This window comes from Corallococcus sp. M7 (assembly GCF_054512695.1).
Genome location: NZ_CM137252.1, coordinates 9,092,595 through 9,112,365 on the forward strand (window position 1 = coordinate 9,092,595; position 19,771 = coordinate 9,112,365).

Below are 19,771 nucleotides of genomic sequence, written 5' to 3' on the forward strand. Positions count from 1 at the left end.
GAACTGCCTCCCGCTGGGCAAAGGTTGCCGTTGAACCCGCCCGAGCAAGGTGCCCACGACAGGGGCCGCGACAACGCCACCCGGCACCGTCTTCCAGTCCCGAATGCGCTCGCCTGCCCCCCTTCCAGGTCGGTAGGCCGCGTTCACCAACGCTAGATTGCCGCCATGCGCTCCCGACGCCTGCTCCTGTCCGCCCTCGTGGTGCTCACCGCCTCCGCCTCCGCCTGCCGCAAGAGCCAGGCGCAGGGGACGGCCTCCGCCGCGGACTGCATCCTGATGGAGGACGGCTGGGGTCAGGACGGCAGCGTGCCCGTCACCGTGGACGTGGTGGCGGAGGGGCTGGAGGTCCCCTGGGGCGTGGCCTTCCTGCCAGGCGGTGACGGCGATGCGCTGATCACCGAGCGGCCCGGCCGCGTGCGGCTGCTACGCGGAGGCCAGCTGCGGCCCGGGGCCGTGGCCACGCTGCCGCTGACGGCGAACGGCGAGGGTGGCCTCCTGGGCATCGCCGCGCACCCGGACTTCGCGACGAACCGTCAGTTCTACCTGTACGTGACCACCCAGGCGGACGGGAAGGCGCAGAACCGCGTGGAGCGCTGGACGCTGTCACCGGACGGCACGAGCGCGACCTTCGAGCGCGTCATCTTCGGCGACATTCCCTCCGCGAAGTATCACGACGGCGGAAGGCTGCGCTTCGGACCGGACGGCATGCTGTACGTGGGCACGGGAGACGCCCGGGACCCGGACCTGTCCCAGGACCTGGCCAGCGCCGCCGGCAAGCTGCTGCGCCTGACGCCGGACGGAGCGGTGCCCCAGGACAATCCCTTTCCGAATTCGCCCGTGTTCCTGCTGGGCGTGCGCAACACGCAAGGCTTTGACTGGAAGGACGCCGCCACGCTGTACGTCACCGACCACGGCCCCAGCGGAGAGACGGTGCGCTTCGGCCACGACGAGGTGAACGTGGTGAAGGCGGGCGACAACCTGGGCTGGCCCGGCATCTATTCGTGCGAGACGCAGAGCGGGCGCATCACCCCGTCGCTCACCTTCGATGACGCCGCGCCCCCGGGCGGCTCCGCCGTCTACACCGGCAGCGCGATTCCGGAGTGGAAGGGGTCACTGCTCGTGGGGACGCTCAAGTCCAAGCACCTGCACCGGGTGGAGTTCGATGCACAGCAACCCCACCGCGTGGCCCGGCACGAGGTGTACCTGCGAGACACCTGGGGCCGCCTGCGCGACGTGCTGATGGGGCCGGACGGCCACCTGTACGTCACCACCAGCAACTGCGACGGCCGGGGCGAGTGCGGCCCGAAGAAGGACCTGCTCCTGCGCGTCCGGCGTTAGCTCACGCTCTCCGCGCTGTAGCGGGCCAAGAGGCCCGTGCGCACCGCGTAGCGGTAGACGCGCTGGAACACCCAGCCCGCCAGCACGATGTCCAGGAGCGCCAGCGCGAAGCCCCAGCCGAGCGTGGCGCCGGAGAACTCGCCGCCGGCCACCAGCGTGCGCACGCCCTCGAAGACGTAGGACGGGGGCAAGAGCTTCGCGATCCACTGCATCCACTCCGGCAGCGTGGACAGCGGATAGAAGACGCCCACGAACGGGGACAGCAGGCTGGGGATGGGCCAGACGAACCACTCCGACGCGGGGCCCAACCGCAAGACCATCGCGCTGCTGAGGATGCCCAGCGCGATGCCGAAGAGGAACAGCACCATCACGAAGGGGATGAACAGCGCCCCGTAGGCCGCGAACGACAGGCCGAACACCGTGGTGGACAACAGCAGCATGACGACGAGGCCAATGGCGCTGGTCGCGATGCTCGTCACCACCAGGCCACCCACGTACTCCGGCAGCGTGAGCGGCGTGGCGAAGACGTTGAGGAAGTTTCGCGACCAGACGTCCTCGAAGAAGCCCGTCGTCAGCCCCTGCATCACGCGCGCGAAGAAGTCCCAGAGCAGCACCGCGCCCAGCAGCGCGGGCACGAAGTCGTAGCCGGAGGACGTGACCTCGTTGAGGTACCGGGTCATGAAGCCCCACAGCACCATGTCCACGGCCACCCAGGCGAACAGCGGCACCACGCGCGCGAAGTTGCCCTTGTAGAGATAGAACTGGCGCAGCGCGATGCCCGCGACGTGGTTCAGGTTCATGGCGCTTCGGTCCTCTCCAGGGCCAGCGGCTCGTTGGCCACGGCGATGAACAGCTCCTCCAGCGAGGCCTTGCCGTGCTCGCGCGGCAGCGTCTTCGGGTCGCCCTCCAGCAGCACCCGCCCGCGCGCCAGGAAGAGGACGCGGTCGCAGACGGACTCCACCTCGTACATGTTGTGGGACGTCCACAGCACGCTGCTGTTGCCCTTCGCGGCGAAGGCCTTGATGCGCGTGCGGATGTCCAGCGCGGTGGCCGGGTCCAGCGACGCGGTGGGTTCGTCCAGGAGCAGCAGGCGGGGCTCGTTGAGCATGGCCTTGGCCAGCGACACGCGCGTCTGCTCGCCGGAGGACAGCACGCCGCACTTGGTGTCGCGGAAGCGCTTCAGGTCGTACTCCTCCAGCAGCGTCTCGATGCGGGCGGACAATCCCTTCACGCCATAGATGAGGCCGAAGACGCGCAGGTTCTGGGCCACGGTGAGGTTGCCGGGCAGGGGCGAGTAGACCGCGGCGAAGTTGGTGCACGACAGCGCCTTCACCCGCTGGGTCTCCAGGTCGGTGCCTTCGATGGCGATGGTGCCGGAGGTGGGCTGGAGCACGCCCAGGAGCATGTTGATGGTGGTGCTCTTGCCCGCGCCGTTGGGCCCCAGGAGCCCCACGATTTCGCGGCGGCGCACGTCGAAGGAGATGCCGTCCACGGCCGTGTGGGAGCCGTAGGTCTTGCGCAGGGCCGTGACGGAGAGAACCAGGGTGTCCAGCGAGCCGGATTTCATCGGGGGTCTCGCTGTACCACGCGGGCGCCATACCGCCAGGGCACACTTCCAGAGGGAGGAAGGCAGGCGGGCAGGAGACGAAAAGCGGACGGTGCCCGTGCACGGTCCACGCGAATCTGGAAAGCTTCGCGTCCCCTTCCCGGTCCCAGTGGAGTCGCCGTGCTGCTGGAAGTACCTATCCTCATCGGCCTGATGGTGGCGGCCATCGCGCTTGCCATCGCCGCCAAGCGGGCCAGCGTGCCGTACAACGTCGCGCTGGTGCTTGGTGGCTTGCTCATCTCGGTTGCACACCTGCTGCCGGGGGTTCCCCCGCTCAATCCGCAGGTGGTCTTCCTCATATGCCTGCCGCTGCTGCTCTTCGAGGGCGGCATCATGGCGGACCTCACTGGCATCCGCGCGAACGCGGTCCCCATTGGCCTCCTGTCCACGCTGGGGATGGTGCTCGCCATTGGCGCCACCGGCGCCGCGCTGCACTGGATGCTGCACCTGGCGTGGGGACCCGCGCTGCTGCTGGGCTCCATCCTCGCGGTGACGGACACGGTGTCCATCCTCTACGCCTTCCGCCGCGCACCGGTGCCCGGGCGGCTGTCCGGCATCATCCAGGGCGAGAGCCTATTCAATGACGGCACCGCGCTGGTGGCGTACACGGCCATCGCGTCGGTGGTGGCGGGCGGCGCGGCGCCTTCGCTGGGGTCCTTGAGCGGCCACGTGCTGCTCGCGTCGGTGGGTGGCGCGGTGGTGGGCCTGGCGCTGGGCCTTTTGGGCGGCTTCATCATCCGGCGCGCGGAGGATCCGCTCGCGGAGATCATGGTGACGACGGCGGTGGCGCTGGCGTCCTACGTGATGGCGGAAGAGGTGCACCTGTCGGGCGCCATCTCCGCGGTGGTGGCGGGGCTGGCGGTGGGCGTGACGCTGCGGCGGGAGGTGCCGCCGCAGAGCCAGGTGGCCATCCACTCCTTCTGGGAGTACGCCACCTTCGGCGTCAACACGTTCCTCTTCCTCTCCGTGGGCCTGGACACGCGGCCGGAGGCGCTCCAGGGGCACCTGCCGGGCGTGGGCATCGCGGTGGTGGCGGTGGTGCTGGGACGCGCGGTGGCCATCTACCTGCCCTTCCTGCTCCTGCGTCTGTTCAAGCCCGCGGAGTCCATCCCGCTGCGCTGGCAGCACGTGTTCCTGGTGGGCAACATCAAGGGCGCGCTGTCCATCGGTCTGGCGCTGGGTCTTCCGGAGACCACGCCCGCGCGCGAGCAGATTGTCTCCATCGCGTTCGGCGTCACGCTGGTGTCCATGGTGGGTCAGGGGTTGATGCTCACGGGCGCGCTCAAGGCGCTGGGGCTGTTCCAGCAGGACGCGGTGGCGCTGGAGATGGCCGAGCAGCGCGGGAAGCTCATCGCCAGCCGCGCGGCGCACGTGGAGCTGGATGCGTTGCATTCGCAGGGCCTGCTGCCGCGCGCGGCCTATGAGCACCTGCGCAGCGAGTACCAGGTGAACATCGCCCGGGCGGAGCGGGAGCTGCGGCGCATCAGCGAGCAGCACCTGGCCGAAGGGGCGAAGGACCTCTTGAGCACGCGCAGGCGGCTCATCGACGCGGAGCGCACGGCGTTGCAGGGCGCGCGGCGCAACGGGCTGATTCCTGAGGGGACGGCGGAGGAGATGCTGGCGCACCTGGACGCGCGGATGTTGGACCTGGAGAAGGTGCTGCACGGCGGGCACGCGAACTCGGAAGGCAAGGAGCACAAGGCGTCATGAAGATCGTCATCGCGGGGGGAGGACGGGTGGGCGGCGCGCTGGCGGCGCGGCTCGTGTCGGAGCAGCACACGGTGACGGTCATCGAACGCGACGCGGGCATCTGCGCGCGCCTCTTCGAAGAGGTGGGCGTGGTGACGGTGTGCGGGGACGCCACCAACCCGCGCGTGCTGGAGGCGGCGGGCATCGGGACGGCGGACGTGGCGGCGGCGGTGCTGGCGCACGACCCGGCGAACCTGGCGTTCGCCATGCTGGTGCGCTCCACGTCCAGCGCGCGCCTGATGGTGCGGATGCTGGACACGAACTACCGAGACGCGTACCGGCTGGCGGGCGTGAAGGAGCTGGTGGCGGAGGCGGACGTGGTGGTGGCGAAGATGACCACCGCCATCGACTTCCCGCAGGTGTCCGGGTCGCTGCCGCTCAGCAGCGGTGACGCGCTCCTGTTCGAGCTGGCCATTCCCGTGCGCGCCCGTGTGGCGGGCCAGACGGTGGCGCAGGTGCGCGGCATGGAGGGCTTCCCTCGCGAGTGCATCTTCATCGCGCTGGTGGATCCGCAGGGCCACACCGCGCTGCCGGAGGGCAACACGGTGCTGAAGGCCGGGCACAACGTCATCCTCGTGGCGCGGCGCACGCAGGTGGCGCAGGCGGTGGAGTTCCTCACGTCGGAGCCGCCGCTGGGCGCGGACCTGGCGTCGTCGCTGGCGACAACGTTGCGCAAGCTGGACTTCCTGGCGCCCCTGAGTGACGGCGAGCTGGAGACGGTGGCACGCGGCGCGGAGCTGCTCCAGACGCCCGCGGGCACGGAGCTGTTCCGCCAGGGCGACGCGGGCGAGACCTTCTACGTGGTCATCTCCGGCGAGGTGGCCATGAAGGACGCCTCCCGGCAGACCATGGCCACGGTGAAGCAGGGTGGCTTCTTCGGAGAGCTGGCCCTGCTCACGGGCGAGCCCCGCAACGCCACCGCCGTCACCGCCACGCCGTGCGAATTGGCCGCCGTGGGCCGCGAGGACTTCCGCGGCGTGATGATGGCCAACCCCGCCGTCGCCCTGGAGATGAGCCGCATCCTGGGCCAGCGGCTGTCACGCCTGGGCGGACAGGCGCAGCCGGCGAAGCGGCGCGGGCTGTTCGGGCGCTGAGAAAGACAGAGACCCTCATGACGACGAAGCACACGGCGCTGGTGCTGGGCGCCACCGGCATCATCGGCCGCAACCTCCTCACGTACCTGGACACGCGGCCGGACTGGAAGGTGAAGGCCGTGTCGCGCCGCGCGCCGGACTTCGCCACGCGCGCGGAGGTGAAGTCGCTGGACCTCTTGTCGCCGGACTCGCTCGCCAGCGCGGCGGAGTGGCTGCGCGACGTCACCCACGTCTTCTTCGCCGCCTACCAGGAGCACCCGGACGCGGCGGACCTCACGCGCATCAACGTGTCGCTCCTGCGCAACGTCGTGGAGGCGCTGGAGAGGCACGCGCCGGGCTTCCGCCACGTGTCCTTCATCCAGGGCGGCAAGGCGTATGGCGCGCAGTTCGGCCTCTACAAGACGCCCGCGAAGGAGACCGACCCGCGCCACTTCCCGCCCAACTTCTATTACGACCAGGAGGACTTCCTGCGCGACGCGTCCCAGGGCCGGCGCTGGACCTGGACCGCCCTGCGGCCCGACATGATGATGGGCCTGGCCGTGGGCAACCCCATGAACCTGGGCAACCTCATCGGCGTGTATGCGTCGCTGTGCAAGGCGTTGCGCGTCCCGCTGCGCTTCCCCTCCACGCCCCGCGCGTACTCCATCCTGGCCAACGTGACGGACGCCACCGTGCTGGCCAAGGCCATGGAGTGGTCCGCCCTCAACGAGGCATGCGCGGGCGAGATCTTCAACATCACCAACGGCGACGTCTTCCGCTGGAGCCAGGTGTTCCCGCGCATCGCGGACGCGTTCGGCATCCCCTGCGCGGATCCGCAGCCGTTCTCCCTGACGGAGGCGATGAGGGACAAGTCGCCCGTCTGGGAGGCGCTCACGCAGCGCCATGGCCTGCATCCGCACGGGCTGAAGAAGCTGGCCAACTGGGCCTTTGGCGACTTCATCTTCGGCGTGGAGAACGACGCCTTCTTCGACGTGAACAAGGCCCGCCGCTTCGGCTTCCAGGAGATGCACCTGGACAGCGCGGAGGCCATGGTCGCGCTGATGAAGCAGCTCCAGGCGGAGAGGCTCATCCCCGCCTGAAGCACCTGTGCGTCAGGGGCTCGTGAGGAAGACGCGCGGGCCCTCTCCACCGATGAGGGTCCGTCCCAGCTCCAGGGTCCAGGGCACGTCGCGCGGCACGGGCTCCGGTGAGCGCAACACCACGGTCGTCCCCTCCCAGTGCTTGGGTTGCAGACACTCGGAGACGCGCCAGACGCCCAGGGAGGAGCGCTCCTCCGGCAGGACCTCCGGGGTCGGGTACCCGACGAGCCCGATGCACAGGGACTCTCCGTCCTCGTCACAGCCGTCGGGCTCCGAGCCGTTCGCGGGCACGCAGGTCAGGACGGCGGTCACGGTGACGTGGTCGTCCGCGTCACGGGTGGCGGAGGCGGCGCGAACGCCCACCGCGTCCCAACGAGGCCCGCAGGCCGTCAGCAGGCCCGCGAGGGCCACGATGATGAAGGTCGGATGCATGGGGGCCTCAGGGGTTGGAGATGACGACGTTCGACACGCGGGGATCCGCGCTGACCAGGATGCGCAGCCCGGGGTCACGGTCCACGGCCTCTGATGTGGTGACCGTCACCCGGGTGCCGATGATGTCGGGGACCTTCTGGCACGACTCCGCCCGGTGCAGCGGATGGGCGAAGGCCGTGTCGTCGGCCGCGTACCACGCCGCGGAGACGCAGACGCGCTCGCCATCCGCGTCACAACCGACCGACCGCCCCATGCCGTAGACGAGGCCGCAGGCCAGCGTGACCTCGACGGAGACGCGGTCGTCCTCCAGCCGCGTCGCCGTGGCATCCAACACGCCGGCCGCCTCCAGCCCGGGCTCACATCCAGCAAGGAAGGGAAGTAGCAGCAACAGCCAGCGGCGCACGCGGGACCTCCGGGGACAGGGGACCCCGCGCCCCAGAGCAACACCCGTGCCCACTGGCCGACAGACGGCCGCACCGCGAGCAACACCCCGCGAATACCGACAGACATGTCAGGGCATGACGCCCGCGCCCTGCCTTGTCTCAGGTGGACTGCTTGAGGCGCCCGCACAGCGCGGACGCCGCCAGGAAGCCCACGCTGAAGGCGTTGCGGAAGCGGTCGTAGAGCGCGCCCACGCCGGGCACGTTGGCGATCATGTCGCCGAAGCTCCACATCTCCTCGTGCGCGTGGATGAGCGGCAGCACCTCACCGCCGTCCTCGCCGCGCTGGAGCGTGAAGTCGTACACGAGCAGCGTGCGCAGCGGGTACGTGTAGAGCCACGCGAACTGCTTGAGGTTCATCACCCCGTCCACGATGGCCCGCCCGCTCTTCCCATCCGGCTCCAGTTGGACGTTGAGCTGGTAGATGTCGAAGTCGAAGCGGAACATGCAGTGGAAGCCCGCCGCGCCCTTGCGGTACGTCTCCCTGCCGCCCCCCTTCTGCCAGGGGTCGGTGAAGGTGACGTCCTCCGCGATCATCGGCATCAGCTCCGCGTCCAGCACCGACGCGGGGATGGAGGTCGTGTAGAGCAGCCGCGTCACCTCGCGGAAGCGCGCCTCCAGCTGCTCAATCAATGCCTGCTCCGCCTTGCGCATACGTCCCCCCTGCCCGCTCTCGGACCGCGCGTGAAGGTAGGCACGGGTCCGGGACAGGGGAAGACGGGGTGCGTCAGCCGCTCAGCTCCGTGAGGAGCTGGGCCGCCTGGTCCTTCACGCTGGCGTCCGCGGCGCCCAGCGACTGGGCCTGCCTGGCGTGCTTGGTGGCTTCCGCCCGGTCGAACGGCTGGGTGGCGCGCGCCAGGTTCAGGTGCGTGAGCGCGTCCTGGGGGTTCGCCTCCAGCACCCGCTCCAGCAGCACGCGGGCCCGCGCGTGGTCCTGGTCTCCCATCAGCAGGCGCACCAGGTCGTTGGTGGGGCCGGGCTCGTGGGGCACCACCGCCACGGTCTCCTCCAGGAGCTTGCGGGCCTCCGCGCGCTCGCCCAGCGCCTCGTGCGCCTGCGCCAGCGAATGGCGGATGTCCCACTGGTTCGGAGCGCGCTGGAGGGCTTCGGAGAAGAGGGCCTTCGCCTCCGCCAGCTCCCCCGCCAGCATGCTCGCCAGGCCGTGCAGGTGGACGTAGCGGACCTGCGACGGATCCAGCTCGCGCAGCTCCAGGATGGTGCGGCGGGCCGCGTCCTTGCTACTGGCCTGGAGGTAGAGGCGGAAGAGGTCCTGCAGCACCGCCACGCGCGTGCGGCCCTGCGCGTGCTCCAGCGCCCGCGTGGCCGCCGCGATGGCCGCCCCGATGGCGCCGTTCGCCGCGTGCGCGCGCGACAGCATCAGGTGCGGCAGGGACTCCTGGGGCGCCAGCACGGAGGCCTGCTGGAAGTGCGTCACCGCCGCCGCCGTGTCCCCGCGCTGCACGGCGATGCGGCCCAATTCGAAGTGCGGATAGACGCTGTGGGGCGCCACCACCTGCGCGGCCTCGAAGGCGGCCTTCGCGCCCTCCAGGTCGCCGCGCTCGGCCAGGAGCGTGCCCAGGTTGAAGCGCTCGAAGTAGCCGGCGGTGGGCGCGGCGGCCAGCGCCTTGAGCGTCACCAGCGCCACGGGGTCTCCGGCCTGCGCCTTGAGCATGGCCAGGTGCGCCTGCGCCTCCGTGTTGTCCGGCTGCACCTGCAACAGCCGCGTCACGGCCCCTTCGGCCTCCTTCGCGGCGCCGGTGCTCAGGTGGGTGCGCACCAGGCCCATCAGACAGTCCACGTCCTTCGGGTCGATGGAGAGGCCCTTCTGGAAGCTCTTCACCGCCTCCGCCGGCTGACCCTGCTGGAGCGACTGCCCACCCTCTTGCGCGTACCTGGATGCCATGGCCCCTACCTACCACGAGCCTCCAGATTCCCCGCCTCCCCGCCTGCCCCTACCGGCGCAGCGCGGCCCAAGCGACACCCGGCAGCTTCCACCAGGACGGGGACTGCTCGAATTCCGTCAACCGGCGGGACAGCGTCGCCATCGCCTTGTGACCGGGCACCCACGGAGGCGGGAACAGGGACGTGAGCGGGGCGCGCAGGACCGACTTCTCGATGGACTCCAGCATGAACGTGTTGTGCACCCAGCCCTGCCCGCTCTGGATGTCCCGGGGCGACGCGGACGGATGGCCGCCCCAGGGCATGCTGCCCAGCGCGTAGCCCGCCGCGGGCCAGGTGTTGAGGGCCACGGTGCCGTAGCGCAGGTCCCGCACCGCCTTCTCCACCGCCACGCGCACCCTCGGGTCCCGCATCGTCTTCGGGTGGACGATGAGCATCGCGTTGAGGGTGCCCCACACCTTCTCGTTGAGGAACGCCACCGCGGCCTCCAGGAAGGCCACCGGTTCGTCGGAGCCCGGCAGGCCCGTCTCCGACAGCACCGTGCACCAGGGCTCGTGGTGGAACACGCGGTCGTCCGTCTTCGAGGGATCCACGTCCGGAATCAGCGCGTAGGCCAGGTCGCCCTCGCCGGGGTTGCCCACCAGCCGCAGGTTGGGGCGCGCGTCCGTGAACTGGTGCCAGCGCTCCTGCGCGCCCGGGTAGTACGCACGGCGCACGGGCGCCTGGCCCAGGCTCGCCTGGATGCGGTCCACCAGCGCGCCGCGCCGGTTCCAATCCTTCGGCTGCACCAGCAGCTTGGCCGCGTTGCAGTTGAAGGACGCGTTGTTGGCGACCATGCCGGCGATGTCATCCGCCTGGAAGCGCAGCTCGCCATCCGAGTACGGCCCCGGCACCACCACCACGGGGGAGATGTTGCCCAGCTCGCTGGAGACGTGCTTCGCGAGCAGCGGCTCGTTCTTCCTCCGGCGCTCGTCGGACTCAGGCCCCGGCGGGCCCCACACGAGCGCGTCGTGGGTCTTGTCGCTGCCGGTGATGTGCACCTCGTCCACCGCGTCGTGGTGGACCAGCTGCGCGCCCTCCTCCGCGCCGCCGTACATGATGGCCAGCGCGTCGCGCGCGATGAGCGGGGCGAAGGCCTGCTCCAGGAACGGGCCCAGGTACGCGTTGACGGGGTTCATCTTGAGCACGCAGGCGGTGCCCTCGACGAAGAGCTTGTAGAGGCAGTCCAGCGGCGGGATGGAGTTGACGTTGCCGCCGCCCAGCACCGCGCAGACCCGGCCCTTGTGAGGCTTGCGGTAGAAGGACGCCTGGTGCTCGCGCAGGTTGGCCGCGGTGACGCCGGGCTGGAAGTAGACCTCGCCCGTGGTGCCGGGCAGCAGCATCCCCTCCAGCCTGTCCCGGGGGAACAGCCGCGCGGCGAGCCGCCCGTCCTCCAGCGTGCGCAGGTGCTTCGCGGGAATGACGGGCGCGCCGTGCTTCTGGATGTCCTTCAGCGAGTCGGAGAGCAGCCGCAGGTTGCGCACCACCACCATGGGCCCGCCGAGCCACTCCTCACCCGCGAGTGGCCCGCCGGGGTCGATTCCCTTCGCCTCGCAGGCCGCGCGCACGCTCGGCTCCGCGATGGAGACGTACGCGTGGCGCAGGTCCTCCAGGAGCCGGATGCGCTCCGTCAGGGAGAGCTTCGCCCACGCGCTCGAGCCCTCACGGACCCGGCGCACCAGGATGTCGATGGTGGTGCGTGACGTGTACTGCGGGACGGCGGCGGACATGGCGACCTCCGAGACAGGCTTCACACCGGGTCCCGGTAGAGGGAACCCCCGCGTGCGCCGTCATCGAGGGGCCGCGCCCTCCGTCCTCAGGAGGGCAGGGGCTCGGCCAGGCCCTTGCGGATGGCTTCGTCGATGACGGCCATCACCTTCTTCATGTTCTCGCGGCTGCGGGCGGCCTGCTGCTCGCCCAGCTTGCCCTGCTGCTCACCGAGCTCCGCCTGCTTCTCCCCCAGCTTCGCCTGCTCCTCGCCGAGCGCCTCCATCTTCTCGCTGAGCTCCTCCTGCTGCTTGTCCAGGCCCTCCAGCTCCTTGTCGAAGGACTCGTCGCGCTTGTCGAGCTCCGCTTCCTTGCGGTCGCGCTCCGGGCTGTCCGCGAGCATGTGGAGGCGGGCGCGCTCCATGGCGATCTCCGCGCGCTTGGAGGCGATGGCGGCGTGCTTCGCGGCGATCTGCGACATGGGGTAGGCCAGGTCCGCCTGCTTCTGGCCCAGCTCCGCCTGCTGCTTGCCCAGCTCCGCCTGCTTCTCACCGAGCGCGCCCTGCGCGTCGCCCAGCTTGCGGTCGTCCTCCAACAGCTTGCGCACCTGCTCCAGCGTCTTCGCGTCGCGGATCAGCATGGGCTTGTTGTCGCGGCGCACGAAGAGCACGTCCTTGCCCTGCTGCTTGAAGGTGCGCGCCAGGTACAGGTCGTCAGTGGAGCCGGCCATCATCGTGCGGCCGTCGGAGAGGTACGCGAAGCTGTCGCCATCCTCCATGTCCATGTCCGCGGGAGGCGCGGGCGGCGCGGGAGGACGCGGCGCGGCCGCGAGCATGGGGGCCATGGGCGCCACCGGGGGCAGCGCGCCCCGGACCGGCGGCGCGGGCGGCACCGGCGCGGTGGGCCTGCCACCGACCGGCGGCATGGGCGGCACCGGAGGCACCGGCGCCAGCCGGTCGTTGTCCGGGATGGGCGCGGGCGCGGCCGGCGGGACGTGCGTGGTGACCACCCGCATGGTCGGCTTCCCCGGCGTGGGCGGAGGCAGCGCGGGCAGCGGCGGCAGCGGTGGCGCGTCATCGGGCGTGCCGGGCGCCTTCACGGTGTGCTCCACCACGGTGGGCTTCGACGCGGGGGCCGGCTTCGCGTTGGAGGCCGGCGCGGCGTCCTCCGGCAGGGTCCGGACGGTGCCCACCTTCACGGGGGCGGGAGCCGCGTCCTTCGCGGCGGGAGCGGTGCTCTCCGCGGGCGCCTTGGCGACGACCTGGAAGGGCATCAGGACCACGGCGCCGAGGGCGAACAGCGCACCCTTCAGCCACCGGCGGGGTTGCGTGGGGACGACATCGACATGTTCCAGCATGCGGAGCCTCCTGTGCAGCGCGTGAAGGTGGGCCGACGCCCCGAGCGCCGCTGCGCTGCCCGGGGGCCGGGTGATGCCAAAGGCGATGAGCAGCTCGCCGTAGTCCGCGGGCTCCGCGCCGGTGAGGCGCAGCGCCTCCGCGTCGCACGCCTCCTCCCGGGCGAGCGCGTACTCACGGGCCGCCTGGCGCGCGAGCGGGTGGAAGAAGAGGACCGTCTCCGCCAGCGCCGGCACCCAGCCCAGCCACAGGTCCCCGCGCCGCAGGTGCGCGATTTCATGTGCGAGCGCCATGCGCAGTGAGTCCTCCGGTAGGTCGCGCAGCGCCTTCGCGGGCAGCACGATGACCGGCGACAGCAGCCCCGCGGCCAGCGGGCTCACCACCTCGTCCGACACGAGCAGCGTGGGCGGATGGCGCAGGCCCGCTTCATTCGCGAGGAACTCCGCCTCCTCCTCCAGCATCGGGTGACGCAGGGGCCGCGCGCGCTCCCGCATGCCCCGCACCTGGCGCCACGCCAGCACGTGGCCCCGCACCTTCCACGCCACGCCTACGCCCCAGAGGACGAGCAGCGCCCACACCCCGCCCACCGTCCACGGATGCGCGCGGAGCGACGCCACCGCGCCCTTGAAGTACGAGGCGGCCCGCGCCCCGGCCGAGGGGCTCTCCACGCGAGCCGGTGTCTGCCCTTGTGGCGACAGCCGCACGTGCACGGCCGCGTCAGGCGCCGTGAGCACCATGACCGTCCGCGCTCCCGTCTGGGGTTGAGCGCTGTCCAGGCGGACCGTCTGGGATTGCGCGGCGGTGGACTCCACGGGCAGCAGCGCCAGGGGCATGGGCTTGGGCCAGCCCAGCGTGAGCACGAACTTGAGCGCCACCAGCCACCAGAGGCCGGCGCGCAGGGCCGCGGGCAGGCGCGGCACGGCCCGGGCCAGCAACCAGACGGCCAGCGCGCACAGCGCCCCCTGCCACGAGGCGCGCCACACCGACTCCGACCACGACGACCACCACGGCGAGGTCATGAGAGGCGTCATGGGGCTCACTCCTTCCGCTTCTGGCGCAGGCGCGCCACGACGTCCTGGAGCTGCTTCAACTCTTCGTCGGACACGTCCTCCGTCTCCGACAGGTAGGTCACGAACGGAGACAGCGACCCGGAGAGCGTGCGCTGCACGAAGTTCCCTACGACGTCGCGCAGCAGCTCTTGCGTCGCCACCGGCGAGGCGTACTGGAACACCCCGTCCACCTTCGACCGGGTCAGGTGCCCCTTCAGCCGCAGCCGCTCCATCACCGTCAGGATGGTGGAGCGCGCCAGGCCCTGCGCCTCACCGAAGCGCTCGGCCACCTCGCCCACCGTCGCCGGACCGTGCTCGGCCACGTACCGCAGCACCGCCAGCTCCTGCTCTCCCACCGGCTTCTTCATGCGCCCTGCCCTTCATGACGACAGCTGTAGTCAGAAAGGAAGGTACGCCTGACTACAGGCGTAGTCAAGCGGGTGTCACCGGCTTGGAATCCGAGAGAAGGCCCTGGCAGGCATCAGGGATCTCCCTCAACGACAGGCGCGCCCTGTCCCCATAGTCTGGCCGCCCCCCATGACGTGCCCGCCGCACCCTCCGGCCGGACACGTCGACGAAAGGCAGCCGAAGATGAAAGGCATTGGCCCCAAGCTGGGACAGACCCAGTTCAAGATTGGCAACAACACCACGAAGGTGGGCGAGCAGGTGAAGTACGGCCCCACCGCGGACCTGAACGACGCCCAGAAGCAGAAGCTCACCCAGCACTACGGCGAGCACGGCACGCAGAAGACTCCGCAGAACTCGCTGAGCCGCCTGACCCAGTACAGCGACTCCCACTCCACGTACACGAACGCGGCGAAGGCCTCCGGGCGGCCGTTGACGGAGCAGGAGGCGCAGGTCGCGGGGAGCGCGAAGGGCAAGGCGCCCGCCTCCAGCATCAACCACGTCATCGCCTCCGGCACCGGCCAGAACGTCCTCAACCACGAGACGCTCCAGTTCAAGGAGGGCGTGAAGAACGCGAACGAAGGCGCCCAGAAGCTGAGCACGGCCACCACGCCCCAGCAGAAGGCCGCGGCGCAGAAGCAGATCCAGCAGGGCCTGGCGCAGCAGGCCGCGGGCGTGGGCCGCATGCAGGGCTACTCGCGCGCCACGCTCGAGGAGCGCCATGGCGAGCTGACGCCTGGGCAGGTGCAAGGCAAGCGCAACAACGCGCTCCAGAACACCCTCACCGCGATGCAGGGCCCCGACCAGGCCACGCGCTTCGGCGCCTACAAGGACGTGCTGAAGGACACCTTCGACTCGCCGGGCAACCTGCGCTTGGGCAACCGGACGCAGAACACGAAGATCAGCACCGGCTTCGACACGCCGCTGGACGCGAACGGCAAGCCCACGGAGCGCGCCGAGCGCCTCTTCCACGCGCACCAGACCTTCGGCCCGGACCGGCTGCTCACCGAGGACCGCCTCTTCACGAAGAACGACAAGGGCGAGGCCATGTCCAGCAGCAAGGAGACGGCGCAGACCGGCGACAAGCGCAAGGCGGACGCAGCGGACACCGACCCCGGCCCGTCCTCGTCCAAGAAGCGCCGGAAGGCCTGAGTCAGCCGACCTTCACCTGAGCGCCCGCTCGCCCGGCCGCTCAGGTAAGGGTCGGGTAGCAGAGGACCGTGTGTGTCCTTGTCTCTGTCGGAAGGGCAACCAGATTTCTGGCAGCCGACTTGAACCCACCCGACACACACGGAGATTTCCCATGAAGCTCCCTCTGTTCGCGGCGATCGCCGCCCTGTCGCTGTACGGTTGCGCCAGCCACAACGCCAACACGCGCGAGGCCTCGTCACCGGAAGCCGGTGCCATCGGAGGCTCGGGCAGCGCGGGTGAAACCCAGGACACGAGCGGGAGCATCGACTCCTCGTCCTCGGACTCCTCCAACCAGGAGCTGCCCGGCGAGACCGGCAACGTCAGCGACCTGGAGAAGCGCGACCGCATGAACGCGCCCACCGTCTACGAGGGCGAGGCCACCGGCGGCTCCGGCGCGCCCGACGAGGCCGTGAAGACCGGCGACGGAGAGAAGTGGGACGTCCAGCAGAACACGCCCACCGAGCTGGGCGACACCCAGTCCCCCTCCGGCGCGGTGAACCAGAACCGCGACCCCAATGAGAAGGGCAACCTGGGCACCGAGGGCAACCTGGGTGGCACCGGCGGCTCCGGTTCCACCAGCACCGAGGGCAAGAGCGACGTGAGCGACGTGAGCGACGACGCCGAGTCCGGCGCGCTCAACAGCGATGTGGACGCCCCGAGCACGGACACCTCCAAGGTGGAGACGGACGCCACGCCGGATCCCACCAACTAGTCATCGCGCCCCACGCGAGGGCGGATACCCGGGAAAGCCCGCTCGCGGGCTGACTCGGGTATTCGTCTGTCCAGCCCGCGCCCCGCCAACTAGAGTGAGCACCAATGACTGGTGCTCCCTTCGTGGCCCTCATCGCCCTGCTTCACTCCCAGTCCTCCACCATCGAGGAGGTCCCGAATGATCCGCAGCAGGAGTCATACTCCGCGTCGGAATCATCGGAGAGCTCGGGCGGCTCGGACGGAATCGGGTTCCGGGCGCTCCTGGAAGTCGGGCCGCTGAGCTTCCCGTCCGGGACGCGGGGCGGGAAGCAGGACCTGTTCGGCTACGCGTACCCGTCGCTGGGCGTGGATGGCGGCGAGGACTTCGCCTTCATGCTGGGCGCGCCGCTGCGCTTCCGGCTGTTGGACAGCGAGCCGAAGCAGAAGGACGACGACTACGGCGCGTGGCTGCGGCGCGAGGACTGGGACGAGCGCAGTGACTACGGCCAGGTGGTGCGCCTGTTGCGCATTGGCGACGAGTCCGGCCGCTTCGGGCTGCGCGTGCAGCCGTTCCTGGAGGAGTCGCTGGGGCGCGGCTACCTGGTGAACCGCTACGACAACCAGCTCAACCCGAACTACCACCCGGCGGGCGGCACGCTGTCGTTCACCGCGGGGCCCGCGCGCGTGCAGCTTCTGGCCAGCGACGTGCTCGCCGCGCGCGTGTTCTCCGGCGAGCTGCTCCTGGACATCGGCCGCATCGCCAGCGACAGCGAGGGGAACTTCGACCGCTACCTGGTGCGCGCCTCGGCGGCGCACGACTTCGGCGAGGCCGGCGGGGTGACGCCGGAGGCCACGGTGGCGTCGGTGGGCGGCGAGTTCGCCATGTACAAGGGCGAGCGGCTGCGCACGTGGGCCCTGCTCGCCGGCGGCGCGCGGCTCAACGAGGGCGCGCAGGACGTGGGCGCCCTCCTGGGCGTCGCGTTCGAGGGCAACTTCAAGGGCACGCAGATCAGCGTCACCGCGCAGGGGCGCCGGCAGGGCGGCGGCTTCCGCTTCGGCTACTTCGGCGCGGGCTACGAGCTGTCGCGCTTCTCCGCCGTGGGCCTCTCCGAGGAGCCCCAGTCCGACCAGCGCGTGCCCAAGGACTTCTCCGGCTACCTGGAGGTGTCCGTGGCGCGAGGCGACGGACCGGACTCCCCGGAGGTGGTGGCCAGCGGCGCCGTGGAGTACTCCGCCTTCGGCCGCGCGGACGGCGACCTGTCCCTGAGCTTCAGCACCCCGGGCGGCGAGTCGCGAGGCATCGCGCGCGTGATCGTGGTGGGCCTGGGCGACAAGCCCCGCTACTCGGTGGCGGCGGAGTTCCGCCAGCGCGTGCTGCCCGCCATGTACATCTGGGGCGCCGGCGCCACGGTGACCTTCCCGCAGCCGGACGGCACCCTGGTGCGCGGCGTGAGCGCGGGTGCTGGCGTGGGCGTGGACTTCGCCCGCCGCTAGCTCCCCAGCGTCCCGCCCTCTTCCTGGACGGGCTCGCAGGGCAGGATGGCGCTGTGCCGCCGGGCCGTCTCGCACGACTTGCCCACCAGCCAGCGCGACAAGAGGCGCACGCCGGAGGCGAAGAGGCCGTCGTCGCCCTTGTGCAGGGCCTCGAAGAGGGACTCGTCCAGCACCGACTCCTCCGGGTCGATGAGGAACTCCTCCGGCTCCAGCGGCTTGAAGAGGGGGTTCTGGTCGAACACCGTCTCCAGCGGGTGCGGACGCAGCCGGTGCTGTCCCGCGTGGGCCAGCCCGTCCAGCGTCTCCACCATGTGCGTCGCGTCCACCAGCGGGCGCAGCGCGGCCACGCCAGAGAGGCCCACGTGCTCCGCCATCAGCGACACGCGCACGCGGCGGATGGCGCGCGACACGTCGTCGCCGGGCTGTTCCGCCTCCCAGCTCAGGTTGAGCTCCGAATCCAGGCCCAGGCTGCGGTTGGTCGTGTTCGCGGAGCCAATGGTCATGAAGGTGTCATCCACGATGAGCACCTTCGAGTGGATGTACGTGAAGACGTCCGAGCCGTCCTCGTCCTTCGCCGCCGAGCCGTACACCGCGAAGCCGTGGCCCGTCTCCGAGGCCACCTCGCGCAGCGCGCGCAGCAGGCGCACCTGGGCGACACCCATGGCGATCTGCTCGCGCAGTGCCTCCGGCTGACGGGGCAGCACCAGCATCACCTGGAGCCGGGGCCGTCCGGCCGCGCGCATGCGTTTGACGAGCGCGTCGTAGATGGCGCGCGAGGAGAAGTACTGGTTCTCGATGTAGATGAAGCGCTCGGCCGCGTCGATGGCGTCCACGTACAGCGCGCGGATCTCCTGCACCTCGTCCTGCGGCGGCAGGAGCGTCTTGCCGAAGGTGCGGCTGATGGCCACCGGGCCCGGAGGCGCGGGCATCGTCGCTTCGAAAGTCAGGTCGTCGCGGTTCACGGGCTCCAGGTGGAGCTCGCCTCCGCCCGAGTGCGCCCAGCGCGCCTCGAACAGCTCCGCGAGCGGCTTCACCGCGGGGCCTGTCAGCACCGTCTGCACGTCGTGGTAGGGCCCGTGCGGGTCGCGGCCGGAGTCGCAGCGCAGCTTCGAGCGCGCGGGGTGGTCCCGGTCGTCCCAGCGGCAGTCACACACGTCCATGCCACCGGTGAACGCCATCACGCCGTCCACGACGACGAGCTTCTGGTGATGGGCGCCGTACAGCGGACTGGAGGAATCGAAGCGGAAGCGCAGCCGTTCGTTCGTCGTCCAGTTGAAGAGCAGGTTCTGCATCCACTCGCGCTCCATGGCGAGCAGCATGCTGAAGTCCCACGCGAGGATGTAGACGTGCAGCTCCGGGTTCTCCCGGCACATCTGGTCCAACAGCGGCAGCAGCCGGACTTCGCCGCCGTTCGCCTCCTCCAGGTCCTCACCGCGCAGCAACGTCACGTCGCTGTCGAACTGCCAACCGGTGATGACGATGGAGCGGCGGGCCTTCCGGATGGCCCGATACAGCTCCCGGTAGTAGTCCCGGGCGTCCACCAGCACGCCCGCGTCATGCGTTTCCGAACGCGTCCAGCAGTTGCGTCCGGGGCTGAGAATGCGTTTCACGTCGGTCACCTGGCCCTGGAGTGGATTCCCGATGTCGTCCGCGCCCGGCCGGCGGATCATCACCCCACGAAGACAATGTGCTTGCCGGTCGCCAGCGTCATGTCGGTGGAGGAAACAACCTTGGCCACCTTGCGAGCCTCGCCGCCCACGGTGTCGAAGGCCGCGGCGATCAGGTCACCGAGCGTCACCTGCACGCGCCTGGCCTGCTTGCCGGCGTTGGACACGGCCTTGACCGTCTTCGCCTTCACCTGACGGGCCTTGCGCTGGATGGTCTGCTTCTGGGTCTTGGTCGCCATGGTCTTCGTTCTCCGAGGATGAAGTGTCTGCGTGATGTGCCGTACCGCCCCGTACCGCCCGTCCTGCCGTGCTGCCCCTGCCCCGTCCCGCCCGTACCGCCCCGTCCTGCCTTGCTGCCCCGCCGCCCTGCCCGCCCGTACCGCCCCGACCCGCCCTGCCCCGTACCGCCCCGTGCTGCCTTGCTGCCCCGACCCGCCCTGCCCCGTACCGCCCCGTCCTGCCTTGCTGCCCCGACCCGCCCTGCCCCGTACCGCCCCGTGCTGCCCCGTCCCGCCCCGCCGCCCTGCCCGCCCACCG

General features: G+C 70.5%; 18 protein-coding genes. 7 read left to right on the top strand and 11 right to left on the bottom strand.

The features are described 5' to 3' along the window. The first annotated feature begins 165 nt into the window (after positions 1-165). A complete protein-coding gene (locus ACX114_RS36495; RefSeq protein ID WP_459292121.1) occupies positions 166-1,338 on the top strand; it encodes a PQQ-dependent sugar dehydrogenase in 1,173 nt (390 codons plus the stop codon). On the opposite strand, the gene ACX114_RS36500 is transcribed toward ACX114_RS36495, so the two are convergent. Together ACX114_RS36500 and ACX114_RS36505 are read right to left on the bottom strand one after the other, a co-directional pair. Beyond that, positions 1,335-2,138 (bottom strand): ABC transporter permease, encoded by an 804-nt coding sequence (locus ACX114_RS36500; RefSeq protein ID WP_459292123.1) that lies wholly within the window; start codon positions 2,136-2,138, stop codon positions 1,335-1,337. The genes ACX114_RS36495 and ACX114_RS36500 overlap by 4 nt on opposite strands. Continuing rightward, positions 2,135-2,905 carry an ABC transporter ATP-binding protein gene (locus ACX114_RS36505; RefSeq protein ID WP_459292125.1) on the bottom strand — a complete coding sequence of 257 codons (771 nt, stop codon included), beginning with the start codon at positions 2,903-2,905 and terminating at the stop codon, positions 2,135-2,137. The genes ACX114_RS36500 and ACX114_RS36505 overlap by 4 nt, the downstream gene beginning before the upstream one ends. Positions 2,906-3,064: 159 nt before the next feature. Here ACX114_RS36505 and ACX114_RS36510 point away from each other — a divergent pair, with 159 nt between their 5' ends. Genes ACX114_RS36510 through ACX114_RS36520 form a run of 3 tightly spaced genes read left to right on the top strand, consistent with a single transcriptional unit; the run spans position 3,065 to position 6,866 of the window. Then, entirely contained in the window at positions 3,065-4,654 is a 1,590-nt protein-coding gene (locus ACX114_RS36510) for a cation:proton antiporter (protein WP_459292127.1), read from the top strand. Continuing rightward, positions 4,651-5,787, top strand: coding sequence for a cyclic nucleotide-binding domain-containing protein (locus ACX114_RS36515; RefSeq protein ID WP_459292129.1), 1,137 nt, complete (start codon positions 4,651-4,653; stop codon positions 5,785-5,787). The genes ACX114_RS36510 and ACX114_RS36515 overlap by 4 nt, the downstream gene beginning before the upstream one ends. 17 nt (positions 5,788-5,804) lie before the next feature. Then, complete coding sequence (locus ACX114_RS36520) at positions 5,805-6,866, top strand: SDR family oxidoreductase (RefSeq protein WP_459292131.1); 1,062 nt, start codon at positions 5,805-5,807, stop codon at positions 6,864-6,866. A 12-nt stretch (positions 6,867-6,878) separates the two neighbouring features. Here the strand turns inward: ACX114_RS36520 and ACX114_RS36525 are convergent, their stop codons facing one another. From ACX114_RS36525 to ACX114_RS36555, 7 genes are all read right to left on the bottom strand, one after another. Then, positions 6,879-7,298, bottom strand: a complete 420-nt coding sequence (locus ACX114_RS36525; RefSeq protein WP_459292133.1) for a hypothetical protein — start codon at positions 7,296-7,298, stop codon at positions 6,879-6,881. Between the two features lie 7 nt (positions 7,299-7,305). Then, entirely contained in the window at positions 7,306-7,701 is a 396-nt protein-coding gene (locus ACX114_RS36530) for a hypothetical protein (protein WP_459292135.1), read from the bottom strand. Between the two features lie 139 nt (positions 7,702-7,840). Continuing rightward, positions 7,841-8,392, bottom strand: coding sequence for a hypothetical protein (locus ACX114_RS36535; protein WP_120591357.1), 552 nt, complete (start codon positions 8,390-8,392; stop codon positions 7,841-7,843). Positions 8,393-8,465: 73 nt separating this feature from the next. After that, positions 8,466-9,641: a tetratricopeptide repeat protein gene (locus ACX114_RS36540; RefSeq protein ID WP_459292137.1), complete on the bottom strand. Its 1,176-nt coding sequence runs from the start codon at positions 9,639-9,641 to the stop codon at positions 8,466-8,468. Between the two features lie 49 nt (positions 9,642-9,690). Then, the gene (locus ACX114_RS36545) at positions 9,691-11,406 is read right to left on the bottom strand and encodes an aldehyde dehydrogenase family protein (protein WP_459292139.1); all 1,716 of its coding nucleotides are present in this window, start codon (positions 11,404-11,406) and stop codon (positions 9,691-9,693) included. Between the two features lie 86 nt (positions 11,407-11,492). Then, positions 11,493-13,769 (bottom strand): M56 family metallopeptidase, encoded by a 2,277-nt coding sequence (locus ACX114_RS36550; protein WP_459292141.1) that lies wholly within the window; start codon positions 13,767-13,769, stop codon positions 11,493-11,495. Positions 13,770-13,774: 5 nt separating this feature from the next. After that, positions 13,775-14,155: a BlaI/MecI/CopY family transcriptional regulator gene (locus tag ACX114_RS36555; RefSeq protein WP_014400122.1), complete on the bottom strand. Its 381-nt coding sequence runs from the start codon at positions 14,153-14,155 to the stop codon at positions 13,775-13,777. Between the two features lie 223 nt (positions 14,156-14,378). Between ACX114_RS36555 and ACX114_RS36560 the strand changes: the two genes are divergently transcribed. From ACX114_RS36560 to ACX114_RS36570, 3 genes are all read left to right on the top strand, one after another. After that, positions 14,379-15,344 (top strand): hypothetical protein, encoded by a 966-nt coding sequence (locus tag ACX114_RS36560; protein ID WP_459292143.1) that lies wholly within the window; start codon positions 14,379-14,381, stop codon positions 15,342-15,344. Positions 15,345-15,495: 151 nt separating this feature from the next. Beyond that, positions 15,496-16,095, top strand: coding sequence for a hypothetical protein (locus tag ACX114_RS36565; protein ID WP_459292145.1), 600 nt, complete (start codon positions 15,496-15,498; stop codon positions 16,093-16,095). Between the two features lie 104 nt (positions 16,096-16,199). Next, a complete protein-coding gene (locus tag ACX114_RS36570) occupies positions 16,200-17,567 on the top strand; it encodes a hypothetical protein (protein ID WP_459292147.1) in 1,368 nt (455 codons plus the stop codon). Here the strand turns inward: ACX114_RS36570 and ACX114_RS36575 are convergent. Then, positions 17,564-19,237, bottom strand: coding sequence for a phospholipase D-like domain-containing protein (locus tag ACX114_RS36575; protein WP_459292149.1), 1,674 nt, complete (start codon positions 19,235-19,237; stop codon positions 17,564-17,566). The two genes, ACX114_RS36570 and ACX114_RS36575, sit on opposite strands and share 4 nt — an antisense overlap. Next, complete coding sequence (locus tag ACX114_RS36580; protein WP_120547079.1) at positions 19,237-19,473, bottom strand: chaperonin; 237 nt, start codon at positions 19,471-19,473, stop codon at positions 19,237-19,239. Before ACX114_RS36580 ends, ACX114_RS36575 begins: the two co-directional genes overlap by 1 nt. Positions 19,474-19,771: the final 298 nt, after the last annotated feature.

Coding starts and splice junctions, on each gene's coding strand:
- ACX114_RS36500 (WP_459292123.1), bottom strand. CDS start 2,138: ATGAACCTGAACCACGTCGCGGGCATCGCGCTGCGCCAGTTCTATCTC.
- ACX114_RS36560 (WP_459292143.1), top strand. CDS start 14,379: ATGAAAGGCATTGGCCCCAAGCTGGGACAGACCCAGTTCAAGATTGGC.
- ACX114_RS36565 (WP_459292145.1), top strand. CDS start 15,496: ATGAAGCTCCCTCTGTTCGCGGCGATCGCCGCCCTGTCGCTGTACGGT.
- ACX114_RS36555 (WP_014400122.1), bottom strand. CDS start 14,155: ATGAAGAAGCCGGTGGGAGAGCAGGAGCTGGCGGTGCTGCGGTACGTG.
- ACX114_RS36575 (WP_459292149.1), bottom strand. CDS start 19,237: ATGATCCGCCGGCCGGGCGCGGACGACATCGGGAATCCACTCCAGGGC.
- ACX114_RS36535 (WP_120591357.1), bottom strand. CDS start 8,392: ATGCGCAAGGCGGAGCAGGCATTGATTGAGCAGCTGGAGGCGCGCTTC.
- ACX114_RS36545 (WP_459292139.1), bottom strand. CDS start 11,406: ATGTCCGCCGCCGTCCCGCAGTACACGTCACGCACCACCATCGACATC.
- ACX114_RS36505 (WP_459292125.1), bottom strand. CDS start 2,905: ATGAAATCCGGCTCGCTGGACACCCTGGTTCTCTCCGTCACGGCCCTG.
- ACX114_RS36570 (WP_459292147.1), top strand. CDS start 16,200: ATGACTGGTGCTCCCTTCGTGGCCCTCATCGCCCTGCTTCACTCCCAG.
- ACX114_RS36525 (WP_459292133.1), bottom strand. CDS start 7,298: ATGCATCCGACCTTCATCATCGTGGCCCTCGCGGGCCTGCTGACGGCC.
- ACX114_RS36495 (WP_459292121.1), top strand. CDS start 166: ATGCGCTCCCGACGCCTGCTCCTGTCCGCCCTCGTGGTGCTCACCGCC.
- ACX114_RS36515 (WP_459292129.1), top strand. CDS start 4,651: ATGAAGATCGTCATCGCGGGGGGAGGACGGGTGGGCGGCGCGCTGGCG.
- ACX114_RS36580 (WP_120547079.1), bottom strand. CDS start 19,473: ATGGCGACCAAGACCCAGAAGCAGACCATCCAGCGCAAGGCCCGTCAG.
- ACX114_RS36520 (WP_459292131.1), top strand. CDS start 5,805: ATGACGACGAAGCACACGGCGCTGGTGCTGGGCGCCACCGGCATCATC.
- ACX114_RS36550 (WP_459292141.1), bottom strand. CDS start 13,769: ATGACGCCTCTCATGACCTCGCCGTGGTGGTCGTCGTGGTCGGAGTCG.
- ACX114_RS36540 (WP_459292137.1), bottom strand. CDS start 9,641: ATGGCATCCAGGTACGCGCAAGAGGGTGGGCAGTCGCTCCAGCAGGGT.